General features: G+C 70.4%; 18 protein-coding genes and 2 pseudogenes. 13 read left to right on the top strand and 7 right to left on the bottom strand.

What is annotated here, in order from left to right; genetic code table 11:
- Positions 1-18: 18 nt before the first annotated feature.
- From ACIRFL_RS35915 to ACIRFL_RS35895, 5 genes are read left to right on the top strand one after another with little or no spacing between them, the layout of a single operon-like run.
- Complete coding sequence (locus ACIRFL_RS35915) at positions 19-987, top strand: ABC transporter permease (RefSeq protein ID WP_404037327.1); 969 nt, start codon at positions 19-21, stop codon at positions 985-987.
- A complete protein-coding gene (locus ACIRFL_RS35910) occupies positions 984-1,895 on the top strand; it encodes an ABC transporter permease (RefSeq protein ID WP_404037324.1) in 912 nt (303 codons plus the stop codon). The genes ACIRFL_RS35915 and ACIRFL_RS35910 overlap by 4 nt, the downstream gene beginning before the upstream one ends.
- Positions 1,895-2,908: an ABC transporter ATP-binding protein gene (locus ACIRFL_RS35905; RefSeq protein ID WP_404037321.1), complete on the top strand. Its 1,014-nt coding sequence runs from the start codon at positions 1,895-1,897 to the stop codon at positions 2,906-2,908. Before ACIRFL_RS35910 ends, ACIRFL_RS35905 begins: the two co-directional genes overlap by 1 nt.
- Positions 2,905-3,918 (top strand): ABC transporter ATP-binding protein, encoded by a 1,014-nt coding sequence (locus tag ACIRFL_RS35900; protein ID WP_404037318.1) that lies wholly within the window; start codon positions 2,905-2,907, stop codon positions 3,916-3,918. The genes ACIRFL_RS35905 and ACIRFL_RS35900 overlap by 4 nt, the downstream gene beginning before the upstream one ends.
- The gene (locus ACIRFL_RS35895; protein WP_404037315.1) at positions 3,915-5,768 is read left to right on the top strand and encodes an alpha/beta hydrolase family protein; all 1,854 of its coding nucleotides are present in this window, start codon (positions 3,915-3,917) and stop codon (positions 5,766-5,768) included. Before ACIRFL_RS35900 ends, ACIRFL_RS35895 begins: the two co-directional genes overlap by 4 nt.
- Before the next feature lie 131 nt (positions 5,769-5,899).
- Here ACIRFL_RS35895 and aztD read toward each other — a convergent pair whose 3' ends face one another.
- From aztD to aztB, 4 genes are all read right to left on the bottom strand, one after another.
- Positions 5,900-7,099, bottom strand: a complete 1,200-nt coding sequence (gene aztD / locus ACIRFL_RS35890) for a zinc metallochaperone AztD (protein WP_404037313.1) — start codon at positions 7,097-7,099, stop codon at positions 5,900-5,902.
- 89 nt (positions 7,100-7,188) lie between these two features.
- Complete coding sequence (gene aztC, locus ACIRFL_RS35885; protein WP_404037310.1) at positions 7,189-8,178, bottom strand: zinc ABC transporter substrate-binding protein AztC; 990 nt, start codon at positions 8,176-8,178, stop codon at positions 7,189-7,191.
- Positions 8,175-9,410: a hypothetical protein gene (locus ACIRFL_RS35880; RefSeq protein ID WP_404037307.1), complete on the bottom strand. Its 1,236-nt coding sequence runs from the start codon at positions 9,408-9,410 to the stop codon at positions 8,175-8,177. The genes aztC and ACIRFL_RS35880 overlap by 4 nt, the downstream gene beginning before the upstream one ends.
- A gap of 21 nt (positions 9,411-9,431) precedes the next feature.
- Positions 9,432-10,286: a zinc ABC transporter permease AztB gene (aztB, locus tag ACIRFL_RS35875; RefSeq protein ID WP_404037305.1), complete on the bottom strand. Its 855-nt coding sequence runs from the start codon at positions 10,284-10,286 to the stop codon at positions 9,432-9,434.
- 15 nt (positions 10,287-10,301) lie between these two features.
- Between aztB and aztA the strand changes: the two genes are divergently transcribed.
- A complete protein-coding gene (gene aztA, locus ACIRFL_RS35870) occupies positions 10,302-11,057 on the top strand; it encodes a zinc ABC transporter ATP-binding protein AztA (RefSeq protein ID WP_404037302.1) in 756 nt (251 codons plus the stop codon).
- Between the two features lie 122 nt (positions 11,058-11,179).
- On the opposite strand, the pseudogene ACIRFL_RS35865 reads toward aztA, so the two are convergent.
- Positions 11,180-11,422, bottom strand: a pseudogene (locus tag ACIRFL_RS35865) (amidohydrolase family protein); the annotation flags it as partial.
- A 281-nt stretch (positions 11,423-11,703) separates the two neighbouring features.
- Between ACIRFL_RS35865 and ACIRFL_RS35860 the strand changes: the two are divergent.
- The 6 genes and pseudogenes from ACIRFL_RS35860 to snpA all read left to right on the top strand — a co-directional run bounded on the left by ACIRFL_RS35860 (position 11,704) and on the right by snpA (position 17,463).
- On the top strand, positions 11,704-12,825 hold the full coding sequence (locus ACIRFL_RS35860) for an aminotransferase class I/II-fold pyridoxal phosphate-dependent enzyme (RefSeq protein WP_404037355.1): 1,122 nt from the start codon (positions 11,704-11,706) through the stop codon (positions 12,823-12,825).
- A 210-nt stretch (positions 12,826-13,035) separates the two neighbouring features.
- Positions 13,036-14,007: an amino acid ABC transporter permease gene (locus tag ACIRFL_RS35855; protein ID WP_404037299.1), complete on the top strand. Its 972-nt coding sequence runs from the start codon at positions 13,036-13,038 to the stop codon at positions 14,005-14,007.
- 95 nt (positions 14,008-14,102) lie between these two features.
- On the top strand, positions 14,103-14,819 hold the full coding sequence (locus ACIRFL_RS35850; protein WP_404037352.1) for an amino acid ABC transporter ATP-binding protein: 717 nt from the start codon (positions 14,103-14,105) through the stop codon (positions 14,817-14,819).
- Positions 14,820-14,848: 29 nt separating this feature from the next.
- The gene (locus tag ACIRFL_RS35845; protein ID WP_404037296.1) at positions 14,849-15,817 is read left to right on the top strand and encodes an ABC transporter substrate-binding protein; all 969 of its coding nucleotides are present in this window, start codon (positions 14,849-14,851) and stop codon (positions 15,815-15,817) included.
- Between the two features lie 121 nt (positions 15,818-15,938).
- A pseudogene (locus ACIRFL_RS35840) lies at positions 15,939-16,321 on the top strand (methyltransferase domain-containing protein); the annotation flags it as partial.
- Between the two features lie 467 nt (positions 16,322-16,788).
- A complete protein-coding gene (gene snpA, locus ACIRFL_RS35835) occupies positions 16,789-17,463 on the top strand; it encodes a snapalysin (protein WP_404037293.1) in 675 nt (224 codons plus the stop codon).
- 104 nt (positions 17,464-17,567) lie between these two features.
- Here the strand turns inward: snpA and fxsT are convergent, their stop codons facing one another.
- Entirely contained in the window at positions 17,568-19,889 is a 2,322-nt protein-coding gene (gene fxsT / locus ACIRFL_RS35830; protein WP_404037290.1) for an FxSxx-COOH system tetratricopeptide repeat protein, read from the bottom strand.
- A gap of 255 nt (positions 19,890-20,144) precedes the next feature.
- Between fxsT and ACIRFL_RS35825 the strand changes: the two genes are divergently transcribed.
- Positions 20,145-20,615 carry an RICIN domain-containing protein gene (locus ACIRFL_RS35825; RefSeq protein WP_404037288.1) on the top strand — a complete coding sequence of 157 codons (471 nt, stop codon included), beginning with the start codon at positions 20,145-20,147 and terminating at the stop codon, positions 20,613-20,615.
- Positions 20,616-20,776: 161 nt separating this feature from the next.
- Here the strand turns inward: ACIRFL_RS35825 and ACIRFL_RS35820 are convergent, their stop codons facing one another.
- Positions 20,777-21,343, bottom strand: a complete 567-nt coding sequence (locus ACIRFL_RS35820; RefSeq protein ID WP_404037285.1) for a TetR/AcrR family transcriptional regulator — start codon at positions 21,341-21,343, stop codon at positions 20,777-20,779.
- Positions 21,344-21,401: the final 58 nt, after the last annotated feature.

Raw genomic sequence — 21,401 nt, 5'->3', positions numbered from 1 at the left:
ACCGCGCAGGAGCCTGCCATGACGAGATACGTCCTGCGCCGCCTGCTCGCCTCCGTGCCCGTGGTCTGCGTCGCCTCGTTCATCCTCTTCTGGGCGGTGCGGGCGACCTTCGACCCGCTGGCGAAACTGCGTCAGACGGTCGATCCCACGGCCCTGCGCCGTGAGACGGTCCGCCTCGGGCTCGACCGGAGCCTTCCCGAGCAGTACCTGCTGTGGGTCAAGGGCCTGGTGCAGGGCGAGTGGGGCACCAGCACCCGGACCGGCGGAGCCGTGCTGCCCATGGTCGGCGACGCCCTCGGGACCACCGTGCAGCTGATCCTGTGGGGCGTGGCCCTCGCCGTCGTCCTGGCACTGGCGATCGGGCTGTACTCGGCGGCACGCCAGTACTCCACGGGCGACCACGTCCTGACCGGCCTGTCCTATCTGGGCGTCGCCATGCCCGCCTTCTGGTTCGGCCTGGTCCTCATCCAAGTGCTCGCCGTGTGGCCCAAGCAGCAGTTCGGGCTGGCGGATCCACCGCTGTACTTCGTGGGACTGCACTCCGTAGGACACAGCGGACTCGATCTGGACTATCTGCGTCACCTGGTGCTGCCCGTGGCCACACTCACCGTCGGCCTCGTCGCCTCCTGGTCGCGGTTCGGCCGCGCCACCCTCCTGGAGGCGCTCTCCAGCGACTACGTGCGTACCGCACGGGCCAAGGGCGTCCCCCGCCGGCGCATCCTGCTGCGCCACGCCCTGCGCAACGCGCTCGCGCCGTTCGTCACCGTGGTCGCGATGGATGCCGCCGCGCTGGCCGGCGGGCTCGTGGTGACCGAGCAGATCTTCTCGATCCCCGGCATGGGCAAGCTGTTCCTCGCCTCCCTGGAGACCGGAGACGTCTTCGTCCTGCTGCCCTGGATGCTCGTCGTGGCCGTCCTCGTCATCCTCTTCAACCTGCTGGCCGACCTGTCCTACGCCCTCCTCGATCCCCGGGTGGCCCTGCGATGACCCAGCCCACCGCCCTTCCCCCGCCGCCGGCTCCCGGCTCCGGGCCGCCCGCCGCGCCCGGCGACCCACGGACCGCCCGCGTCGTCCTGTCCCGCTTCCTGCGCCACCGGCTCGCGGTGGCCTCGCTGATCGTGCTGGTCCTGCTGGCGATCTGCTGTTTCGGCGCCACCTGGATCGCGCCCAGCCCGCACAACGCCCAGAACCTCCTGGACGCCTCCCGACCGCCGTCCGGCACCCACTGGCTGGGCACGGACTCCCTCGGCCGCGACTACCTCAGCGAGATGCTCTACGCCGGTCAGCTCTCGCTGGCGATCGGACTGGGCGTCGCCCTGCTGGCCACCCTGGTGGGGACGGCGGCCGGCGCGGCGGCCGGGTATCTCGGCGGCTGGCCCGACGAGGTGATCATGCGCGTGGCCGACCTCTTCCTGATCGTGCCCCCGGTCGCCGTGCTGGCGGTGTCCCTGCAGGGCCTCGGCCCCTCGCCCGTCACCATCGTGGTGGTGCTCAGCAGTCTTGGCTGGACCGTCATCGCCCGCGTCGTACGGGCCCGGGTGATCCAGCTGCGCCACCAGGAGTTCGTGGAGGCGGCCCGGGTCATCGGCGCCTCAGGACCCAGGATCGTCGTACGGCATCTGCTGCCCAATCTGACGGGCCTGATCGTCGTCAACGTGTCCCTGTCGGTGGCCATGGCGATCATCCTCGAATCCACCGTCAGCTTCCTCGGCTACGGCGTCCAGCCGCCCCAATCGAGCTGGGGCAACATGCTCACCCAGGCGGCCGGGCTGATCGGCACCTCGCAGTCCTATCTCCTGTACGTCCCCGGCCTGGCGATCCTCGTCACCGTGCTCGCCGTGAACTTCCTCGGTGACGGGCTGCGCGACGCGCTCGACCCCCAAGGCAGGCAGTGATGAACACCTTCACCGACGTGACCGGCGAGGCGGCGGCTCCGCTGCTGTCGGTCCGCGACCTGTGCGTCACCTACCGCACCGACGCAGGGCCCGTGGTGGCCCTCGACCGGCTCTCCTTCGACCTGAAGGGCGGGGAGACCCTGGGCATCGTCGGCGAGTCCGGCTCCGGGAAGAGCGCCGCCTCCCTGGCGGTGATGGGGCTGCTGCCGCGCAACGCCCAGGCCACGGGCTCCGTGCGGTTCCGCGGCCAGGAGCTGCTGGGCCTGTCCGACCGGGAGATGCGACCCGTGCGCGGCCGGCGCATCGCCATGGTCTTCCAGGACGCGCTGGCCGCGCTGAACCCGATGATGACCGTGGGCGCCCAGCTCGCCGAGGCGGTGAGCGTGCACGACCCGGACATCTCCCGGGCCGCCCTGCGGGAACGGGCCGTCGAACTGCTCGACCTGGTCGGCATCCCGGCCCCGCGGACCCGGGCCGACCAGTACCCGCACGAGCTGTCGGGCGGCATGCGCCAGCGCGTCATGATCGCCACCGGTATCGCCAACGAACCGGACGTGCTCATCGCCGACGAACCCACCACCGCGCTCGACGTGACCGTCCAGGCCCAGGTCCTCGACGTCCTGGGGCGCGTCCAGGACCGCACCAGGTCCGCCATCCTGCTGATCACCCACGACCTGGGTGTGGTGGCCGGCCTCGCCGACCGGGTCCTCGTCCTGTACTGCGGGCGCAAGATGGAGGAGGCGCCCGTCGAACCCCTCTTCTACCGGCCGGCCCACCCCTACACGCGCGGCCTGCTCGCCGCGCTGCCGAGGATCGACCGCACCACCCGGCGCCTCGCGCAGATCGCCGGCCAGCCGCCCTCCCCCACCGAGCGGCCCCCGGGCTGCCCCTTCCAGAACCGCTGCCCGCACGCCGTGGACCGGTGCGCCGAGAACCCCCGGCCGGTCACGGTCGGCGCGGGCCACACCGCGGCCTGCCTGCGGACCTCCGAGATCGCGAGCGTGACGCCATGACAGCACCGGCACTGACGGTCGAGGGGCTGGTGGCCGAGTACACCACCGGCCGACGCGGCCGGCGCGCGCAGACCGTGCGGGCCGTCTCCGGGGTGGACCTCGTCGTCCCGCGGGGCACCACCCTGGGCCTGGTCGGCGAGACCGGCTGCGGCAAGACCACCCTGGGCCGCTGCCTGGTCCGGCTGACCGACCCGGCCGCCGGACGGATCATGCTGTTCGACACGGACGTGACGGCGGCCGACCGACGGGGGCTCGCGGCAGTACGCCGTCGTATCCAGTTCGTGTTCCAGGACCCGTACGCCTCCCTCAACCCGCGGCTCACCGTGCACGCGGTGCTCGTCGAGCCGCTGCGCATCCACGGTCTGCACCGGGGCCGGGAGAACGCAAGGGTGAGCGAACTGCTGGAGCTGGTCGGCCTGGACCCCGGGCACGCGCACCGCCATCCGCACCAGTTCTCCGGCGGCCAGCGTCAGCGCATCGGCATCGCCCGGGCGCTCGCGGTCGAACCGGAGGTGCTGGTCCTGGACGAGCCGGTCAGCGCACTCGACGTCAGTGTCCAGGCCGGGGTGATCAATCTGCTGGAGGACCTTCAGCAGGAGCTGGGACTCACCTACCTGTTCGTCGCGCACGACCTGTCGGTGGTGCGGCAGATCAGCGACGAGGTCGCCGTCATGTACCTCGGGCAGATCGTCGAACAGGGGCCCGTGGACGCGCTGTTCACCCAGCCGCGCCATCCCTACACCCAGGCCCTGCTGTCGGCCGTGCCCATCCCCGATCCGCGCGTCCAGCGGGCGCGACGGCGCATCGTCCTGGGCGGCGATCCGCCCAGTCCGCTGGCGCCGCCGTCCGGCTGCCGTTTCCGCACCCGGTGCTGGAAGGCGCGCGACCTGTGCGCCGAGACCGCACCCGCCCTCGCCGAGCAGGGCGCCGGACAACTCACCGCCTGCCACTTTCCCGATGCCCCGCCCCCGGCGACACAGGGCGAACCCAAGGAGGTCACCGCACCATGAGCAGGAACTGGCAGCGGTTCTTCACCGCCGAACGCCCCCTCACGGTCCGGCGCGGGCGCGGCCCGGGCGACAGGTCGCTGATCGCCGTGGAGAGCGACGAGGGTCCCCGGCTGACACTGTGGGACAGCGAGCGCGGCACGGTCCGGCCGCTGAGCGAGGTGACCTCGGGCGACCTCGCACAGGCCGTGCTCACCTCCGACGGCGGGCAGTTGCTCAGCCTGCACGACGACAACGGGTCCGAGGTCGGACGTGTGCACGCGACACGCCTCGACGGCGGCGGCAGCCGCGATCTGACGCCTGATCTGCCGCCCTACACCCTGCGCGGCATGGATGTGGCGGGGCGGGCCGACCGCGCGGTGATCACCTGTGCCGCCGAGGACGGTTTCAGTCTGTGGCTGCTCGACACGGACGGCTCTGCCGGTCCCGAGCTGTTGCTGAGGTCGAGGAACGAGGCGTGGAACGGCCTCATCTCGGCCGACGCCGGCCTCGCCTGCATCGACACCACCGACCACAATCCAGGGGTCCGCAGGTTCGCGGTCACCGTCGTCGACACCGCCACAGGCGCCGTGCTCGCCTGCCTGAGCGACGGACCCGAGGCGCCCGTGCGCGGTGTGCGGTTCTCCCCGGTCCCGGGCGACGACCGGATACTGGTCTGCACCGAACGCACCGGGTTCGCCCGCCCCTGCGTCTGGCATCCCACGCGCGGCACCCGCATCGACATCGAGGCACCGCAGCTGCGGGGTGACCTGGTACCGCTCGACTGGTCCGAGGACGCCACCCGCGTCCTGGCGGTACATGTGGACGGCGGGATCCACCGGGTCATGGAGGCCGACCTGGAATCGGGCGAACTCCGCTCGCTCGACCACCCGCCGGGGGCATACTTCGAGCCGGACGTGGCGGACACGCACTGCCACCTGTGGGCCTCGCACTACGGTCCCGGACACACCGTGCGCCTGCTGCACCAGCGCTTCGACTCCCCCTTGCGCATCCTGGGCGTCGACGGCCCGGACGACGTCCCCGGCCCACAGATCCTGCCGCAGCAAGATCTGGACGGCGTGCGGTGCACGTCGAGCGCGGTCCGCTCGGCGGACGGGACGTCCCTGCAGCTGTGGTGGGCCAGGCCGCGCAATGCCGAGGGGCCCCTCCCCCTCGTACTGCAGCTGCACGGCGGCCCCAACCTGGTGACGGTCGACCGCTACGACCCCGCGGCCCAGGCGTGGCTGGACGACGGTGTGGCGTACGCCTCGCTGAACTACCGCGGTTCGGTCACCTTCGGGCGCCGCTTCCGCGAGGGCTTCATGCCGGCGATCGGCGACCGCGAACTGGAGGACATCGAGGCGGCGGTCCGGTGGCTGGTCGCGGAGGGCGTCGCCGATCCCGGCAAGGTCTTCGTGACGGGTGCCTCGTACGGCGGCTTCCTGTCGCTGCTGGCCGTGGGACGCCTGCCCGGACTGTTCGCCGGGGCGCTGGCGCACGTACCGATGGCCGACTGGCTGGCGGCGTACGAGGACATGAACCCGGCGCTGCGCGCGGCCTGGTCGTCGTTCTTCGGCGCGCTGCCCGGGGACGGCCTGGAGCGCTTCGTGCGCGCCTCGCCCATCACGTACGTGGCCGATGTCGTGGCGCCGGTGTGGATCAACCAGGGCACGCACGACACCCGCACCCCACCCGAGCAGGTGCGCCGTTACGAGGAAGCGCTGCGCGCGGCCGGCGGAACGGTGGTGGTCGACTGGTACAGCGGCGGTCACGAGACCAGCGGGCGGGCCAAGGCGCTGAGCGAGCAGTCCAGAATGCTCTCCCTGGTCCACGCCGCCCTGAGCGGACAGCGGTGGAGTCAGACCCTGTCGTGAGTCGCGATCATGTGCTGCGCAACGCGCTCGCAGACCATGCTCGCCATGGTGGGGCCGCTGACCGGCCGGCGGTTGTCTTGGTGGACGCACTGCCCCCGCGGCCTTCCCGGGCGCGGGGGCAGTGGGGGCGGTCAGTGTCCCGCGAGGACGCCCGACAGTTCGTTGGTGCTCTCCGGCAGGGTCACGGAGGTGATCTTCTTGCCGGTCGTCAAGTCGATGGCGTGCAGGGCCTTCTTGCCGGGTTCGGAGACGTAGGCGGTGTGGTCGCGGACGAACAGGGTGGGCCGGGCCTGCTGCCAGTCCAGCGGCTCCTGCCATGTGCCCACGGCGGGGATCTTCTTCTCGGTCCTGCCGGTGTTCTGGTCGATGACGTGGATGGCACCGTCGGTGCCGAGGACGAGGGCTTCTCCCTGCGGGCCGCGGGCCAGTGAGCGGAAGGAGTAGCTGGTGCCCAGGTCGACCAGGCGCAGCTTCTTCTTCTCGGTGTCGATGAGGGAGATGCGGGTGGGGCGTTCCAACTCGGCCTCGGGGTCGGTCTTGTAGTCGCCCAGGAGGACCGGGGAGGCGTCGCTGCCGGCCTGGTTGCCGATGCGGCCGTAGTCGTCGGGGGCGTCGATCTTGGTGAACCTGCCGTCCTGGTAGATCAGTACGCCGTTCTCGCAGCCGACGGCGACGGCCTCGTTCTGGGCGGCCGCCTCGCCGTGCACGCCGGGGCAGTTCTCGTTGCGCGCGATCTCCTTGTTGTCCTTGTCCAGGACCAGTGCGCCGGTCCGCTTCTCCTCGGTGCCCAGGGTGCCGAGGAGTTCGCCGTTGGCCAGTTCGATGGCGACACCGTGGTGTGCCTCGGCGGAGGTGTAGGTGCGTCCTTCCGGTTTCCGGCCGCTGCTCAGGTCGGCGGGGTCGAAGACGTTGACCTCTCCGGTGCCGTCGGTGAAGAGCACGGTCTTGCCCGCGTGACGTACGACGTGCCCGGGCTTGGCGCCCTTGTACTCGATGCCGGTGAGGGCCTGGTCGGTGGCGTTCAGGACGCGGAAGCCGGTGTCGGTGGAGACGATGACGTGGTCCGCGTCACCGGCGGGGTTGACGCGGTTGAAGCCGGCCAGCTCGATGGTCCTGGTCAGCTTCAGGCTCTGGCCGTCCAGGATGTACAGGCCGCCGTCGAAGGTGGCGACCAGCGGATTCTTGACCGCGGCGGCGGGCGTGGCGCTCGCGGTGCCCTCGGCCTTGGCGTCGGAGGACGAGGCCTCCCCTCCGCAGGCGGTCAGCACGCTGGACACCGCCAGGGCCAGTGCCGTGCCCGTGAGGGCCCTGCTGCGTATCGGCTTGTTCATCCGTGTGTTCCTTTCCGCGCCGCCCGGTGGCGGCAGTGGATACGTGACGGTCCGGCCCGGTCGGCCGGTGTCCGTCGAGGGCTCGGGGGTCAGTCGCGGGTCGTGCCGGTACTCAGGCCGTCGGCCATGGCGGTGGTGTTGGCGCGCATCATCCGCAGGTAGGTGTCGGCGCCCTCGCCCTCGGCGGTCAGCGACTCGGAGTACAGCTCGATGACCCGGACCCGGCCGCCCAGTTCCGTGCGCAGCACCTCGGCGAGCCGTGTCGGCTGGGAGGAGTCGGCGAACACGGTGCGTACGCCGGCTTCCTCCATCGCATCGGTGAGCGAGCTCAGGTCGGATGAGCTGGGTGAGGCCAGGGTGGTGCCGCTCGGGACGACCGCGCCGATCACCCGGAAGCCGAAGCGGTCGGCGAGGTAGCCGAAGACGTGGTGGTTGGTCACCAGGGCGCGCCGGTCCTCGGGTATGCGGGCGAAGGACTTCTCCATCCAGGCGGTGAGGTCGGTGAGTTCGTCGCCGTAGCGGCCGGCGTTGGCGCGTATCGCGCCGTCGTCCACGCCGTCGACGTGCTCGATCACCTGGTCGGCTATCAGGCCGGTGGCCTTGCGCACCCGGTCGGGATCGGTCCAGAAGTGCGGGTCGGGTTGGCCTTTGCCGTCCGTGGGGCCGCCGTCGTCGGCCGTTCGGAAGGTGAGCGGGTCGACCGCGTCGCCGACCGCGAAGGTGGCGACGCCCGACTCGCGGGCCGCGTCCACGTGCCGCAGCACGTTCTCCTCCAGCCCCAGGCCGTTGTAGACCACGAGGTCGGCGCGCTCCAGTTCGGCGGCCTGTACCGCGGACAGGCCGAAGGAGTGCGGATCGGCGTTGGGCTTCATCAGGACGGTGACGTCGGCTTCGTCACCGACGATCCGCCGGGTGATGTCGCCCAGGATGTTGGTCGTGACGACGATGCGGGCCCGGTCCTCACCGGTGGTGCAGGCAGTGGCGGTGGCGGCCGTGACGAGGGCGAGCAGGCCCACGATCAGGCTGCGCAGGCGTGCGATGCCCACCCTGGCGCGCCGTTCGGCCTCCGTCCTGCTCATCGTCCGGTCTCCGCCATGAGGACCGGCTCGATGTCCAGGTCGAAGGAGCGAGCGACGCGCAGGCCGTCGTTGTAGTCGATCTCGAACACCGTCTTGCCCTCGGGGTCGTTGACGTAGGCGCGGCTGCGGTCGACCTCGATGACGGGGGCGCGGCCGTCGGTGCCGGCCCGCTCTCCTCCGGTCAGGAGCGTCTTGGTCCGCGCGGTCTGCTTTCCGGTGGCGATGTCGTAGCCGTGCAGCGAGCCGTCGGACTCCAGGACGAGCAGCGGGGAGCCCTCTCCGGCGGTGTTGGCGGCGACGACCGGTCCGGTCTCCACCCGGGTCCAGGTCCGCTCGGTGACGTCCAGGACCCACACGGCGTCCTTTCCGGCCGGGGCGGTGAGGGTGTCGCCGCCGGGGCGCTGCCGGAAGCCGGTGGCCCGTTCCCGCGCCGGCACGCCCTCGTCGTAGGGGATCTTCTCGGCGGTGAAGGCGCCGTCCTGCGCACGGACGAGCAGGGCGCCGTCGGCGCAGCCCAGGACCACGCCGCGCCGGGTGACGGCGTCGCCCCGCGGCTCCTCGCACTCCACGTCCGGGGAGGCGACGCGCTCGCCGTCGCGGTCGAGCACGACGAGTTGCGCGGTGCCGCCCTCGTCCACGAAGGCGAGCAGGTGCTCCTCGTACGGCACCACGGCACCGGTGTGGGTGCCCGTCAGTGTCAGGGAGGACGTGATGTCGCCCTTCTCCAGCTTGCCGCGGTCGTAGAGGACGGTGCGCCCGTCCTCGTCGGTCACCGCGGTCACGGCGACATCGCTGCGCACCTGCGCGTCGCGGCCCACGGGAAGCTCGCCCACGTCGCGTATCGCCGCGCTGTAGTAGTGGACGTGGTCGCCGTGGTCCACCATCCAGGCGCCGCTGTCGAGCACGTGTGTGCCGTCGGCGGAGTGGAGGTAGCCGAACCGTCCGTCCGTGCCGAGCCGGAGGGCACTGGGCACCTTGGCCGTCCTGTGCACCTTGCCGGTGAGGAGGTCGAGGACCCGGGTGTCTCCGCTGCCGGGGTCGTTGAGAAGCAGACGGGCTTGCTGCTCGGCGGCCTCCTGTGCGCCCTCGACGTAGCCGTGCGGGGTGCCCGACGGGGAACTCGCCGCGGGCCGTGGGTCGTTGTCCGTGTCTTCCGCGCAGCCGGTGGTGAGGAGCGCGGTGAGTACCAGTGCGGCCGAAGCCCATGGAGTGACGTTTTTGGGGACGGTCATGACGATCGCCTCAGGCTTCTTTCAGTTGACTTCGGGTACGGGGGCGGGGGCGTGGCGCGCACGGCGGTGCCGCAGCCCGGACAGCACGTGGGAGAGGAAGAACACGCTCACCGCGAGGGCCGCGACGGTCGCGCCGGCGGCGGTGCTCAGGTGCCAGGACAGCAGCAGTCCGCCGAATGTGGCGGTGGCGCCGAGCAGGGCGGCGAGCACCATGACCCCGCGGACACTGCGCGCCCACGGCAGGGCCGCCGCCGGCGGGGCGATGAGCAGGCCGAGGACGAGGAGCGTTCCGACGATGTGGAACGAGGCCACGATCGCCAGTCCGAGCAGGCCGAGCAGCACCGCGTGGGCGAGGCGCGGTCGCAGCCCCAGGGTGTGGGCCTTGCGCGAGTCGAACGCCAGGGCCAGGAAGGCGCGGTGGCCGAGGACCGACACCGCCAGCGCCGCGCACAAGGCCGCCGCGAGCAGGAAGAGGTCCTGTTGCCGGACGGCGAGTACGTCACCGAACAGGAAGCCGGTCAGGTCCACGGCGAAGGACTGCGAGCGGGACACGATGATCACGCCGAGCGAGAGCATGCCGACGAACAGCAGCCCGATACCGGTGTCCTGGGACAGCCTCGGTGTACGTCCGAGCACGGTGACGCCCGCCGTCATGACGGCGGCGCTGGCCACCGCCCCCACCATCAGGTTGCCGCCGAGCAGCGCGGCCAGCGCGACGCCCGGCAGCAGCCCGTGGGACATGGCGTCACCGAGGAAGGCCATCCCCCGCAACACCACCCAGGTGCCCGCAAGGGCGCAGATCGCGGACACGAGCATCCCGCCCCACAGGGCTCGCTGTACGAAGGTCACCTCGAACGGGGCCGTCAACCATTCCATGGCGACGACACTACAATGACAACCATGTTCAACAAAGCAGGCCCCTCGCCCGCCGCGCACCGCGAACAGACCCCTCACATCCGCTTCACCGAGTTGTGCGCCGGCTACCCAGGCCGTCCCGTCCTTCGGCAACTCAGCGCGGACATACCGAAGTTGGCGACGACGGCGCTGGTCGGACCGAACGGCAGCGGCAAGTCGACCCTGCTCGGCGTACTCGCCGGTGTGATCCATCCGACATCCGGCGAACTGCACCACGACGGAGCACGGCCACCCGCGTTCGTCCCGCAGCGCGGAGCCGTCGGCGACAGCCTGCCGCTGACCGTCCGGCAGACCGTCGAGATGGGACGCTGGGGCGAGCGCGGGCCGTGGCGTCGGCTGACCCGCCGGGACCACGCCACCGTCGACGCCGCGCTCGACCGGCTGGGCATCGGCGACCTCGCCTCACGCCAGCTGGGAGAAGTGTCGGGCGGGCAGCGCCAACGTGCCCTCATCGCCCAGGGGTTGGCGCAAGAGTCGGATCTGCTGCTCCTCGACGAACCGACGACGGGTCTGGACCCGGAGGCGAGAGAACGGATCGGGGCGCTGCTGACCGCACTCGTCGCGGACGGTGTGACGGTCGTTCAGGCCACCCACGACCTGGACGTCGCACGCGCGGCGGACACGTGTCTCCTGCTCCAGGAGGGCCGCCTCGCGGGACAAGGGCACCCCGACCAGGTGCTCACCACGTCGGCACTGGCCCGGATCTGGCGCCCCCTCTCCGCCGCTTCGTAGCGGTGGTGCCACCAGTACCGGTCGCGGGCCGGCTTCTGGGGGACGCCGGGGAGCACCGCATTGCGGACGGCAGCGGCCCCGCCGCGGTCCACGGCCGAGGAGTCCGCCGAGGCCGCCGCGACATCCTTCAACGGGTCACCCTCGACCAGCGCCAGGTCCGCGAGCCTGCCCGGTTCGAGGGTGCCGAGGTCGCCGCTGAGTCCGAGGGTCCGCGCACCTTCGGCGGTGGCGGAGCGCAACGCGTCGTACGGGCTGACCGCGTAGCGCACCATGGCCCGCAGGCTGGGCAGCGCCGCTTGGGCACGGGGGACGGATTCGCCGCGCACCAGGGCTGACTTGCCTGCGGCCACGGGGCCCCCGTTCATTCGTTCACAGAGCACGGTTCGACTGTCGATGTGAGCAGGACACCAGCACGGGATGGATTATCCATCCCGCATTCCAGCCCTACCTGGATAGTTCATCCTTCGGTAACCCCGGCTTGTCTCCCCCGCCATCCCCGGCTCCGAACCTGGCACCGTCGGCACGGGTCGACAGGTGTTCGAACGCTCCTACGTGGGCGGCCGAGGTCCCGTGCGTCAAGGCCCTGCGTCCGCCGCATCCAGGCGGCCGATCAACCCCGGAAACGAGGAATACCCCCGTGGTCACCATGTCGCCGACCGCCGCCTTGCGCCAACGCGCCGCGAGACTGCGCCGTGCGGGCGTCCAAGTCTTCGACTTCTCGGCAGGCGAGCTCGACCTGCCGACCCCCGCGCACATCGTCGCCGCGGCCATCGACGCCGCCGGCAGGCCGGAGAACCACCACTACGGGCCGACCGGCGGCGAGACAAGCCTGCGTCAGGCGATCGCCGACCGGCTCGCCCAGCGGGCCACGAACCCTCTCGACGAGACGAACGTACTGGTCACCAATGGTGCCAAGCAGGCCTTGTTCAACACGTTCATGGCGCTGCTGGAGCCCGGCGACGAAGTCCTGATACCGGCGCCGTACTGGGTGACGTTCCCGTCCTCGGTCCGGCTGGCGGGCGGTAGTCCGGTGATCGTCCAGCCGTCCGCCGGCGAGCTGAAGGTCACCCCGGACAACCTGGAGGCAGCTCGGACCCCGTCCACCCGGGCGATGGTGCTGTGCTCACCGAACAACCCGACAGGACTGGTCTACGACGCCTCGGAGCTGCGCTCGCTCCTGGCGTGGGCGGCGAGGCACGGCATCTGGATCGTCTCGGACGAGACCTACGTCGACCTCGGCTTCCGGCCCGTCCCCGCACCGGGCCGGGTGGAGCCCGGGGTGAGCGACCGGCTCATCACGGTCGGCAGTGTGTCCAAGTCCTACGCCATGACGGGCTGGCGGGTGGGCTGGATGGCGGGCCCGCCGAAGGTCGTCGACGCGGCTGCCGCCGTCCAGTCCCACACCACCTCGAACGTCAGCCGCATCGCGCAGGCGGCTGCTCTCGCCGCCCTCACCGGACCGGACGTGACGGCCGAGTTCCGGGCGATCCTCCGCGACCGGCTGGAGATGTGTCAGGTCGTGCTGGAACCTCTCGGGCTGTTCCGGACGCCTCCTGATGGCGCGTTCTACGTCTTCCCCGACATCCGCGGGTTCGCCCCCGACGACGTCACCGTGGCCGACCGGCACCTGGAATCCGGCGTCATCACGGTGCCCGGTGCTTCTTTCGGGGCTCCGGGGCATCTGCGGCTGAGCTTCGCCATCGCAGAGGAACACCTGCGCCGCGGCTTGTCGGCCATGGCCAAGCTCCTCGACGGCTGGGCCGGTTGATGCGCTCGCCCGACCACCCGCCGCTCCACTCCCCTCAGTACCAGGGCCTGCGGCATGACGCCGAGGAACCGGCCGTGCCGCTTCGGCGCGCTCTTCGCCCGCCTCAAGCGGTGTGTGCCGACAGCGGGCGATGGCCTCCCGCGCCGTGTTCCTCCGCATGCTCTGTCCGCCCCGGCCACCCGAACTCGCCGCTGAATCGGAGACGTCACCATGACTTCTGCCACTGACGGCAAAGCCGCGCTCGCACCACCGGGCAGCGATGCCGAGCAGTCCAGACCTCCCAGGATCGTCCCCGTCCGCTACCCCGGCCGCTGGGTGGCCGTGGCCTTCGCCCTCGTCCTGGTGGCGCAGTTGGTGCACGCCCTGGCCACCAACCCCGGCCTGGAATGGGTGACTTTCCGGCAGTACTTCTTCGACCCCAGCGTTCTGCACGGCGTATGGCTGACCATCGAGCTCACCTTCTACGCCGCGTTGGCGGGTTTCGCGGGCGGCATAGCGCTGGCCTTCATGCGGCTCTCCCCCAATCCGCTGCTGCGGGTGACCGCCTACGGCTACGTCTGGGTCGTGCGCTCCGTGCCGCTGCTGGTGCAGGTGCTCTTCTGGTTCAACATCTCCTACCTGTACTCGCGTCTGAGCATCGGAGTGCCGTTCGGGCCGGAGTTCTTCTCCTTCAGCACCACCAATCTGGTCAGTTCGGTGAGCGCGGCCGTCATCGCGCTCTCGGTCAACGAGGCCGCCTTCGCCTCGGAGATCGTCCGTGCGGGTGTGCTGTCCGTCAGTCAGGGCCAGCTGGAAGCCGCCGCCGCGCTGGGGATCCCCAAGCGCCGTCAGCTCGTGCGCATCGTGCTGCCCCAAGCCATGCGGACCATCGCGCCCAACGCAGCCAACCAGCTGATCTCGCTGTTCAAGAACACCTCGATCGTCTCCGTGATGGCGATCATGGAGCTCTTCTACACCGTCCAGGTCATCTACGGGCGCACTTCCCGCGTCGTACCCATGCTGCTCGTCGCGACCGCCTGGTACGTCCTGCTGACCACCCTTCTGTCGATCTTCCAGTACTACGTCGAGCGGCGCTACGCCAAGGGCACGACGCGGGCGCTGCCGCCGACCCCCATCGAGCGGGTGCGCCTCGCCATCGGCAATCTCCGCGCGGCTGCCGCGGAAGAAGGGAGCCTCCGGTGAGCGCGAAATCGTCTTCCGCCGACCGCGCCCACAAGGCCGTGGCCGACCCCGCCCGGGTTGTCGTCGACATACGCGACGTCCACAAGAACTACGGCATGGTCGAGGTGCTCAAGGGAGTCGATCTCCGGGTCAGGGCCGGCGAGGTGACCGTCGTGCTGGGCCCGTCCGGATCCGGCAAGTCCACCCTGCTGCGCTGCATCAACCACCTGGAGAAGGTCAAGCGCGGCACCGTCACCATCGACGGCGAACTCATCGGCTACCGGCGGGTCGGCGACAGGCTGCACGAGCTGCGCGAGCGCGAGGTGCTGCGCCAGCGCACCCACATCGGCTTCGTGTTCCAGAACTTCAATCTCTTCCCGCACCTCACGGTGCTGGACAACCTGGTCGAGGCACCCGTCTCCGCCCTGGGCGTGCCGCGGGGCAGGGCCCAGGAACGCGCCGAGCGGCTGCTGGAGCGCGTCGGCCTGCGCGACAAGGCGACCGCCTACCCCGGGCAGCTGTCAGGTGGCCAGCAGCAGCGCATCGCCATCGCCCGCGCGCTCGCCCTGGAACCCAAGGTGCTGCTCTTCGACGAGCCCACCTCCGCCCTCGACCCGGAGCTGGTCGGCGAGGTGCTGGATGTGATCAAGGATCTGGCACGCGCCGGCACCACCATGATCGTCGTCACCCATGAGATCGGCTTCGCCCGTGAGGTCGCCGACACCGTGGTCTTCATGGACGGCGGCCGGATCGTCGAGCAGGGGGCGCCGGCCGACGTGCTCGACTCCCCCCGGCACGAGCGCACCCGCACCTTCCTCTCGAAGGTTCTCTGACCCCGCTTCTCCTGAAAGGCAGCACCACCATGTCCGTGCTCATCCGCCCCAAGCTCGCCGCGTTCGCCCTGGTCACCGCCGCCGCGCTCACCCTGAGCGCCTGTGGCTCCTCCGCAACGGACGCATCCGGATCGACGTCCAAGGAACGCTTCAACACCAGCACCGACCAAAACCGCTACGCGGCACCCGAGGTGGCCTCCCTCGCCGCTGAAGTACCCGCGGCCATCCGGGCCCGAGGCACCCTCGAAGTCGGCAACTCCAAGGGGAGCACCGCACCGCTCACCTTCTTCGCCAAGGACAACAAGACCCTCATCGGTGTGGAACCGGACACGGCGTACGCGATCGCCTCGGTGCTCGGCCTCAAGGTGCACTACAACCCGGTCTCCTTCGAGCAGATCTTCGTCGGTCTGGACAGCGGCAAGTACGACGTCGGCGTCTCCAACATCACCGTCACCGAACTGCGCAAGCAGAAGTACGACATGGCCACCTACCGCAAGGACGAGCAGGCGTTCGAGGCCAAGAAGGGCACCCACTGGCGCGTCACCGGCCCGGGGGACGTGGCGGGCAGGACCATCGCCGTGCCCACCGGGACAACTGAGGAGAAGGTCCTGCTGGACTGGAACGCCGAGAACGTCAAGGCAGGCCGCAAGCCCATCGACGTGAAGTACTACCAGGACGAATCAGCCGTCTACCTCGCCCTCCAGTCCGGCCAGATCGACGCCTATCTCCATCCCAGCCCGGAGTCCCGCTACCACTCCATGACCTCCGGCCAGACCCAGGTCATCGGCACCCTTTCCGGCGCCCAGAAGGACCTCCAAGGCCTGATCGCCGCGACCACCAAGAAGAACAACGGCCTCGGCAAGGCACTCAACGACGCGATCAACTACCTGATCGAGAAGGGCGTCTACCGGAAGATCCTGGCACGCTGGGGGCTCACCAGCGACGCGGTGACCACCTCGCAGCTCAACCCGCCCGGCCTGTCGCTGAAGGACAAGTAAGCTGTCCCGTCCCGAGCGCCGGGCTCTGGCTTTCGCGGTGATCGGCGCCGGTTCCAGTCCGGCCTCGGCGCTCGGCGTGCCCTTCGGGTCACTGATCGGACACTGGCCGGGCCGGCGCGGTGCCACGAGTGGCGACGACACGGCCATGGTCCGGCCCGGGACCGATTCCTGCCCACCGGCACCTACGCGCCCCTCCGCGAAGCCACCGCCCGCCTGGCGGCCGACGCGGTGTCCGGGCGGGCCACCGTGGTGGACGTGGGATGTGGCACGGGCCACTACCTGGCCGGTGTCCTCGACCGGCTGCCCGGCGCCCGTGGTCTGGGCCTGGACACATCGGTGCGCGCGCTGCGCTCGGCAGCGTGCGCACATGAACGAGCCGCCGCGGTGGCCTGGGACGTCTTCCGTCCCTTTCCGCTGGCCGACGATATGGCCGATGTCGTGCTGGACGTATTCGCCCCACGCAGCCCGGCCGAGGAACAGCGCCTGCACCGGACGCTGGACCCGTGCCGGCCACCGTCTACCGGCCTCGGCGACCATGAGCGGGCGCACGCGCCCGCTGACCGTTCTATGACGTCGGTCACAGCACTCCGCCAACCAACCGGCACACATAGTAGACACGACCCGGCAGACATTTAAGGATTTGTCCGTCTTAGTCCGTATGTGGAACTCGCCGTGCGTCCGGGGATTCCGCTTTGTCGGACCGGACGTCGGTTGCCCTGTGGCTTAACGTTTCTGACGCCGTGACAGCTGTCTCTCCTGCCCGCCCTGTGCGGACCGAAGTCCCGCACACAGCCCTGGCGGGGTCCTCGGACCTACGAGGCGACGTAGTGGGGGGACCCCATTGTGCTCCCTGTCGAGCCGTTCTAAGAATGGCGACTCACAGGACGTCGCCGCAGTTCGGAACCGGTGTTCACGCGCAGTCGACCACGCACCGGGTGCTCGGCGTCACCGAGTGAGTAGGAGCCCCCCACATGAAGTCGTCCCGAACGTCCGCGAGACCCCTCGCCCTCGCTCTCGGCCTGGGTCTGGGTCTGGCCTCCAGCGCGCTGGGCGCGGCGGTGCCGGCGAGCGCCCAGCCGGCCGCCACCCCGTCCGCTGCCGCCGGTACCTCCGTGGCGCGGTACACCGGGTCGGTCGAGGAGGCCGCGAACAACAGGGCGTTCCTCGACGCTGTGCGCAAGTCGGTCGCCGAGAAGCGCGCCGTCCAGCCGTACGGGCAGGCGGTGACCCTCTACTACGACGCGTCCCGGGCGCCGAGCTTCCGTTCGCAGATAGCGAGCGCGGCCTCGATCTGGAACAGCTCCGTGTCCAGCGTCAAGCTCCAGGCGGCGTCGAGCGGTGCCGACTTCTCCTACTACGAGGGCAACGACCAGCGCGGGTCCTACGCCTCCACCGACGGCCACGGAAACGGCTACATCTTCCTCGACTACAGCCAGAGCCGGCAGAACGACCCGGTCCGCGTCGCCACCCACGAGACCGGGCACGTGCTGGGCCTGGAGGACGACTACAGCGGGCCGTGCAGTGAGCTGATGTCGGGCGCCGGCCCCGGCCCCTCCTGCACCAACGCCTACCCGAACGCCACCGAGCGCTCGCGTGTCGACCAGCTGTGGGCCACCGGAGCCCCGCAGAATCCCTGGACACGGTGACCGGGCCCGCCGGCCCACCTCAGCGCTGCGCCGCCGGAACGCCGCCGATCGGGTCGGGCAGTCCTCGGATGTAGCCCCGCATCCGCATGTGCCGCGCTGTGCCGTCAGGTGTGTGCGGCACCGTCGTGGCTGGTCCCGCCCGCGCGGCGGAGCCGCGTATCGATACGGCCCCGCGCCCCTTCGGGCGCCATGATCGGTGCGGCCTTAGTGACGTAGGTCTCGCCGAGCGCGGCGGGTTCGCCGTGTTCTTGGCAGCTGTCGCGTTTCAGCAGATGGTCGGCCAGAGCGAAGGCGTTCTCGGTTTTGGGGTGGGTCCTGCCGAGCCGGGTGTTCAGGATGAGCGCGCCCCTGTGCGCGAGGTTCGCTGCGGTGGGGTCGTTCAACGCGTGCACGACTCGGGCCTTGAGCAGCAGGGCGTACCCGATGTACAGGTGATCCGGCGCGTAACTGGCCTCGCGGATCCGTAGCGCCCGGGAGATCAGCGGCAGCGCCACGGCGTGCTGGTCAAGGTCGAGGTGGACACTCGCCAGTGCGATCAAGTCGAAGCTCACGTACGGGTCGTCGGGCCCGTACGCCGCCTCGTCGATCCGCAGCGCCCGCTCGGCCAAGGGCACCGCCGCCTCACGATCGCCGAGAAGGTGCCGGATGCGCGCCAGGGTCGCCAAGTCCGTCGCGATGGCGGGGCTGTCCGCCGGCAGACAGGACTCGTGCAGGGTCAGAGCACGTTCCGCCAGCGGGCGCGCTCGCTGCGGCGCGCCGCGGTCCCGGTGGATCTGCGCCAGGGTGATCAGGTCGAACCCAAGTTCCGCATCCCTTCGTTCGAGCGATTCGTCGATCACGCAGGCACGCTCGCACAGGGGCAGTGCCACCGAGTGGTCCCCGACCGAAAGGAGGAACGCCGACGCCAGCCTCAGCAGCGTCGCCGTGTCCGCGGCGCACTCGGCCGGCGGCTCGTCCTTGGTCACCGCGAGCACGTGCGGGAGCAGTTCCTGCCATCGCGTTCGCGCGTCCGGGTCACCGTGGATGTCGTGCGGCACGGCCGCGAGCAGCGCCCGGCAGAGTTTCACCCGGGCCTCGGTGCGCACGTAGTGGGGCATCGCGGCGCGGATGGCGGCCTGCACCAGCCGGTGCAGCACCAGGGAGCAGGCCGCGCGCCGAGCGAGCCCCAGGCCGGCCAGGGCACCGACCGTCGTGTCCCAGGCCACCGGGTCGGCAGCGGCTGCGATCAGTGTGTCCGCGCTGTCACGGAACAGGTCCAGCGGGATCGGCTCAGGCGCCAGCAGGGCACACAGCTCCAGCAGCCGCATCGCTTGCGGCCGCTCGGTCTCCAGCCTTCGCACGCTGAGCTGCCACAGGGTCGCGACCACGACCGCCGGCCGGTCCGCCAGCTCGCCCAGCGCGATCATGTCCTCCAGCCGCGACGTCAGCAGGGCCAGATACTCCTCGGGCGGAGTGTGGTTGTAGTCCATGTATCCGGCGGCCTGCTCCAGCGCCAGCGGCAGGTCCCCCAGGTGCTCGGCGATCCGGTCCGCCACCACTGTGGTCATGCCGCACACCCGCCGGGCCAGCAGCTCCACCGCCTCCCGCCTGGGGAACACGTCCAGGTCGATGACGCCGGCTCTGCTCGACCAGCCGCGCAACCTGGTCGTGACGATGATGTGGCCGCTGCTCGCCAGGTCACCCGACGGCAGCGCGCCCACGAGCGTGCCAGGTCTCTCCCCGTTGTCGAAGATGATCAGCCAGGGCCCGTGGTCCAGTAGGGTGCGGTACACCCGTGGGACGACCTGCTCATGGCTCACCTCCGCCAGTCCCAGCTCCCTGGCCAGCGACGCGAACTGCGATGCCACCAGGTCGGGATCCTCGGCGTCCACGAACGCCACGAACCGGTATTCCGACCGGTAGAGGTAGGCGTACTCCACCGCGAGCTGCGTCTTGCCGACACCACCCAGGCCGTGCACGACCTGCATCGCGCCATCGTTGCCCGAGGTGAGGCGCCGCCGTAACTCCCGCAATGCGGCGTCGCGGCCGGTGAAGTTGGTGTTGCGCGGCGGCAGCCGATACGTCGCCGGGCGGGGCCGCGAGCCCGAAGAACGCGCCGCCGGCGGGCGGGCCTCCCTTGCAGCGGTCTCGAACAGGTCGGTGAGCGTGGCATGGTCGCCCCGCAGTCGCGCGAGTTCGTCCTCGCAGCAGAGGTCGATCTGACCGGCGTGCGCGGCGCGGACGCACGCGGTCACGTAGGCCGCGACCCGCTCCCACGGGGGCGGTTTGGTGAACTTGCCTGCCAGCAGATCCGACAGCGACGAACGAGTGAGGACCTTGTTCTCGTCGTGGGCCAGCAGTTGCGCCTGGGTGGGTGACCCCGAGGACGTACGCAGCCGCTGCAACCGGTTGACGAACCAGGTCTGTGGTGAGGTCGGTCCCCTCATGTGCCCCGCTTTCCCCCGTCCCGCTCTCCGGAATCGTCCGGACTTCGGAGCCCAAGAATGTACCTCATCCAGCGGGGGAGCCCAGCGGTTCCGGGTTTCTCCGAGACCGCCGCGTCCGAGGGGCGCCGCCCGTCAACGTAGACGCCGGCACAGGTGCCGCAGCAGCACGACACCAACGGGACAACGGCGCACCGCATGACCGGGCGGCACCACCGACGGTGCACCGATCACCTGAACTCGTCGAGGAGATCAATCATGGAACTCAAGGGAACCTTCATTCGGCTCGCCGCTGCGGGCGCGGCGGTCGCATTCGGTTCGACGCTGCTGGTCGGCGGCGCGACCTCGGCGCAGGCCGCGCCGGTGAACTACCAGGTGATCAACGGCAACAGCAGCAACTCCTGCCTCCAGGTGAACATCTCGGGGGGCAAGGGCAACCTCGTCCTCGGCACCTGTGACCGCAGCGCGAAGCAGGTGTGGCAGATCAGCGGCGGCATCTTCAGGAACCCGGCATCAGGCCACTGCCTCGACGGCAACGGCGCGGATGTCTACACGTTCCCGTGCAACGGTGGCCCGTACCAGAAGTGGACGACCACGTCCGGCAGTCCGAAGTCCATCAAGCACAACCAGAGCGGCAAGTACTTGCACGCCAACGGAAAGGTCGGGGCCGAGGTCGTCTTCCAGCCCACCATCGGCACGGCGTCCCGCTGGGTGATCGACCAGGTGTGAAGCATCGGTTGACCCTCTGAGTGCGGCGGGCCGCCCCCTCTGGCGGCCCGCCGGCCCACTGACGACGTGGTCAGGGTATCGACCCATCTCCCCTACCTGCGCCGTGACTTCGATGTCTACGACGCGGTCTGTTCGAGAACTTGCCGGCGGTCGGGTTCCGTTCACATGCCGGCAAGGGCGGCTCGCAGTTCGGCGGTCACCGCGTCCAGGCAGCTGCCGAAACTCGCATCTCCCTTGGCCTCGATCCAGCGCCGGAAGGCGTTGGTGCAGGCCACCGTGGCGAGTTGTGCGACGAGTTCGGCCGTCCCGGAGTTCACCTGACGCTGCATCAGGGCATCGCGGACCGCCTCGGTGATCGCGGCCGTCTTGGTCCGTTCGCGCTCCTGCAGCTCCGGGCTGGCGTCGATCACCGCCCGGCGCTCCGCCGCGCCGTCCACGTACTCGACGAGCTGGGCACCGACTCGCGCCAGCGCATCGAGGGCGGCAGTAATCGGAGCCGCATCCGGGTCTGCACTCAGGACGGCCTCCGCCAGGGCCGGGGGCAGCCGCTCCGAGCCGGCGAACAGGACCTCGCGCTTGTCCGGGAAGTAGCGGAAGTAGGAGCGCCGGGTGAGTCCGGCCCGCTCGGCGATGTCGGTCACCGTCACGTTGTCGTAGCCACGCTCCAGGTACAGCTCCAGAGCCGCCCGCTTCAGGCGCTGCTCGGCACCCGGATCCCACCTCGCCATGGGTTGACTGTAACAGGTGATGTCCCACAGTGTCGTCAGTGCTAGCCTGCACTCATGA

The sequence above is a fragment of the Streptomyces sp. NPDC102462 genome (assembly GCF_044765425.1).
Classification (GTDB): Bacteria; Actinomycetota; Actinomycetes; order Streptomycetales; family Streptomycetaceae; genus Streptomyces.
This window is presented reverse-complemented; position numbering and strand designations above follow the sequence as displayed.

Excerpts from the sequence above, each read along its gene's own strand:
- ACIRFL_RS35915 (WP_404037327.1), top strand. The coding sequence starts at position 19 with ATGACGAGATACGTCCTGCGCCGCCTGCTCGCCTCCGTGCCCGTGGTC.
- ACIRFL_RS35910 (WP_404037324.1), top strand. The coding sequence starts at position 984 with ATGACCCAGCCCACCGCCCTTCCCCCGCCGCCGGCTCCCGGCTCCGGG.
- ACIRFL_RS35905 (WP_404037321.1), top strand. The coding sequence starts at position 1,895 with ATGAACACCTTCACCGACGTGACCGGCGAGGCGGCGGCTCCGCTGCTG.
- ACIRFL_RS35900 (WP_404037318.1), top strand. The coding sequence starts at position 2,905 with ATGACAGCACCGGCACTGACGGTCGAGGGGCTGGTGGCCGAGTACACC.
- ACIRFL_RS35895 (WP_404037315.1), top strand. The coding sequence starts at position 3,915 with ATGAGCAGGAACTGGCAGCGGTTCTTCACCGCCGAACGCCCCCTCACG.
- aztD (WP_404037313.1), bottom strand. The coding sequence starts at position 7,099 with ATGAACAAGCCGATACGCAGCAGGGCCCTCACGGGCACGGCACTGGCC.
- aztC (WP_404037310.1), bottom strand. The coding sequence starts at position 8,178 with ATGAGCAGGACGGAGGCCGAACGGCGCGCCAGGGTGGGCATCGCACGC.
- ACIRFL_RS35880 (WP_404037307.1), bottom strand. The coding sequence starts at position 9,410 with ATGACCGTCCCCAAAAACGTCACTCCATGGGCTTCGGCCGCACTGGTA.
- aztB (WP_404037305.1), bottom strand. The coding sequence starts at position 10,286 with ATGGAATGGTTGACGGCCCCGTTCGAGGTGACCTTCGTACAGCGAGCC.
- aztA (WP_404037302.1), top strand. The coding sequence starts at position 10,302 with ATGACAACCATGTTCAACAAAGCAGGCCCCTCGCCCGCCGCGCACCGC.
- ACIRFL_RS35860 (WP_404037355.1), top strand. The coding sequence starts at position 11,704 with ATGTCGCCGACCGCCGCCTTGCGCCAACGCGCCGCGAGACTGCGCCGT.
- ACIRFL_RS35855 (WP_404037299.1), top strand. The coding sequence starts at position 13,036 with ATGACTTCTGCCACTGACGGCAAAGCCGCGCTCGCACCACCGGGCAGC.
- ACIRFL_RS35850 (WP_404037352.1), top strand. The coding sequence starts at position 14,103 with ATGGTCGAGGTGCTCAAGGGAGTCGATCTCCGGGTCAGGGCCGGCGAG.
- ACIRFL_RS35845 (WP_404037296.1), top strand. The coding sequence starts at position 14,849 with ATGTCCGTGCTCATCCGCCCCAAGCTCGCCGCGTTCGCCCTGGTCACC.
- snpA (WP_404037293.1), top strand. The coding sequence starts at position 16,789 with ATGAAGTCGTCCCGAACGTCCGCGAGACCCCTCGCCCTCGCTCTCGGC.
- fxsT (WP_404037290.1), bottom strand. The coding sequence starts at position 19,889 with ATGAGGGGACCGACCTCACCACAGACCTGGTTCGTCAACCGGTTGCAG.
- ACIRFL_RS35825 (WP_404037288.1), top strand. The coding sequence starts at position 20,145 with ATGGAACTCAAGGGAACCTTCATTCGGCTCGCCGCTGCGGGCGCGGCG.
- ACIRFL_RS35820 (WP_404037285.1), bottom strand. The coding sequence starts at position 21,343 with ATGGCGAGGTGGGATCCGGGTGCCGAGCAGCGCCTGAAGCGGGCGGCT.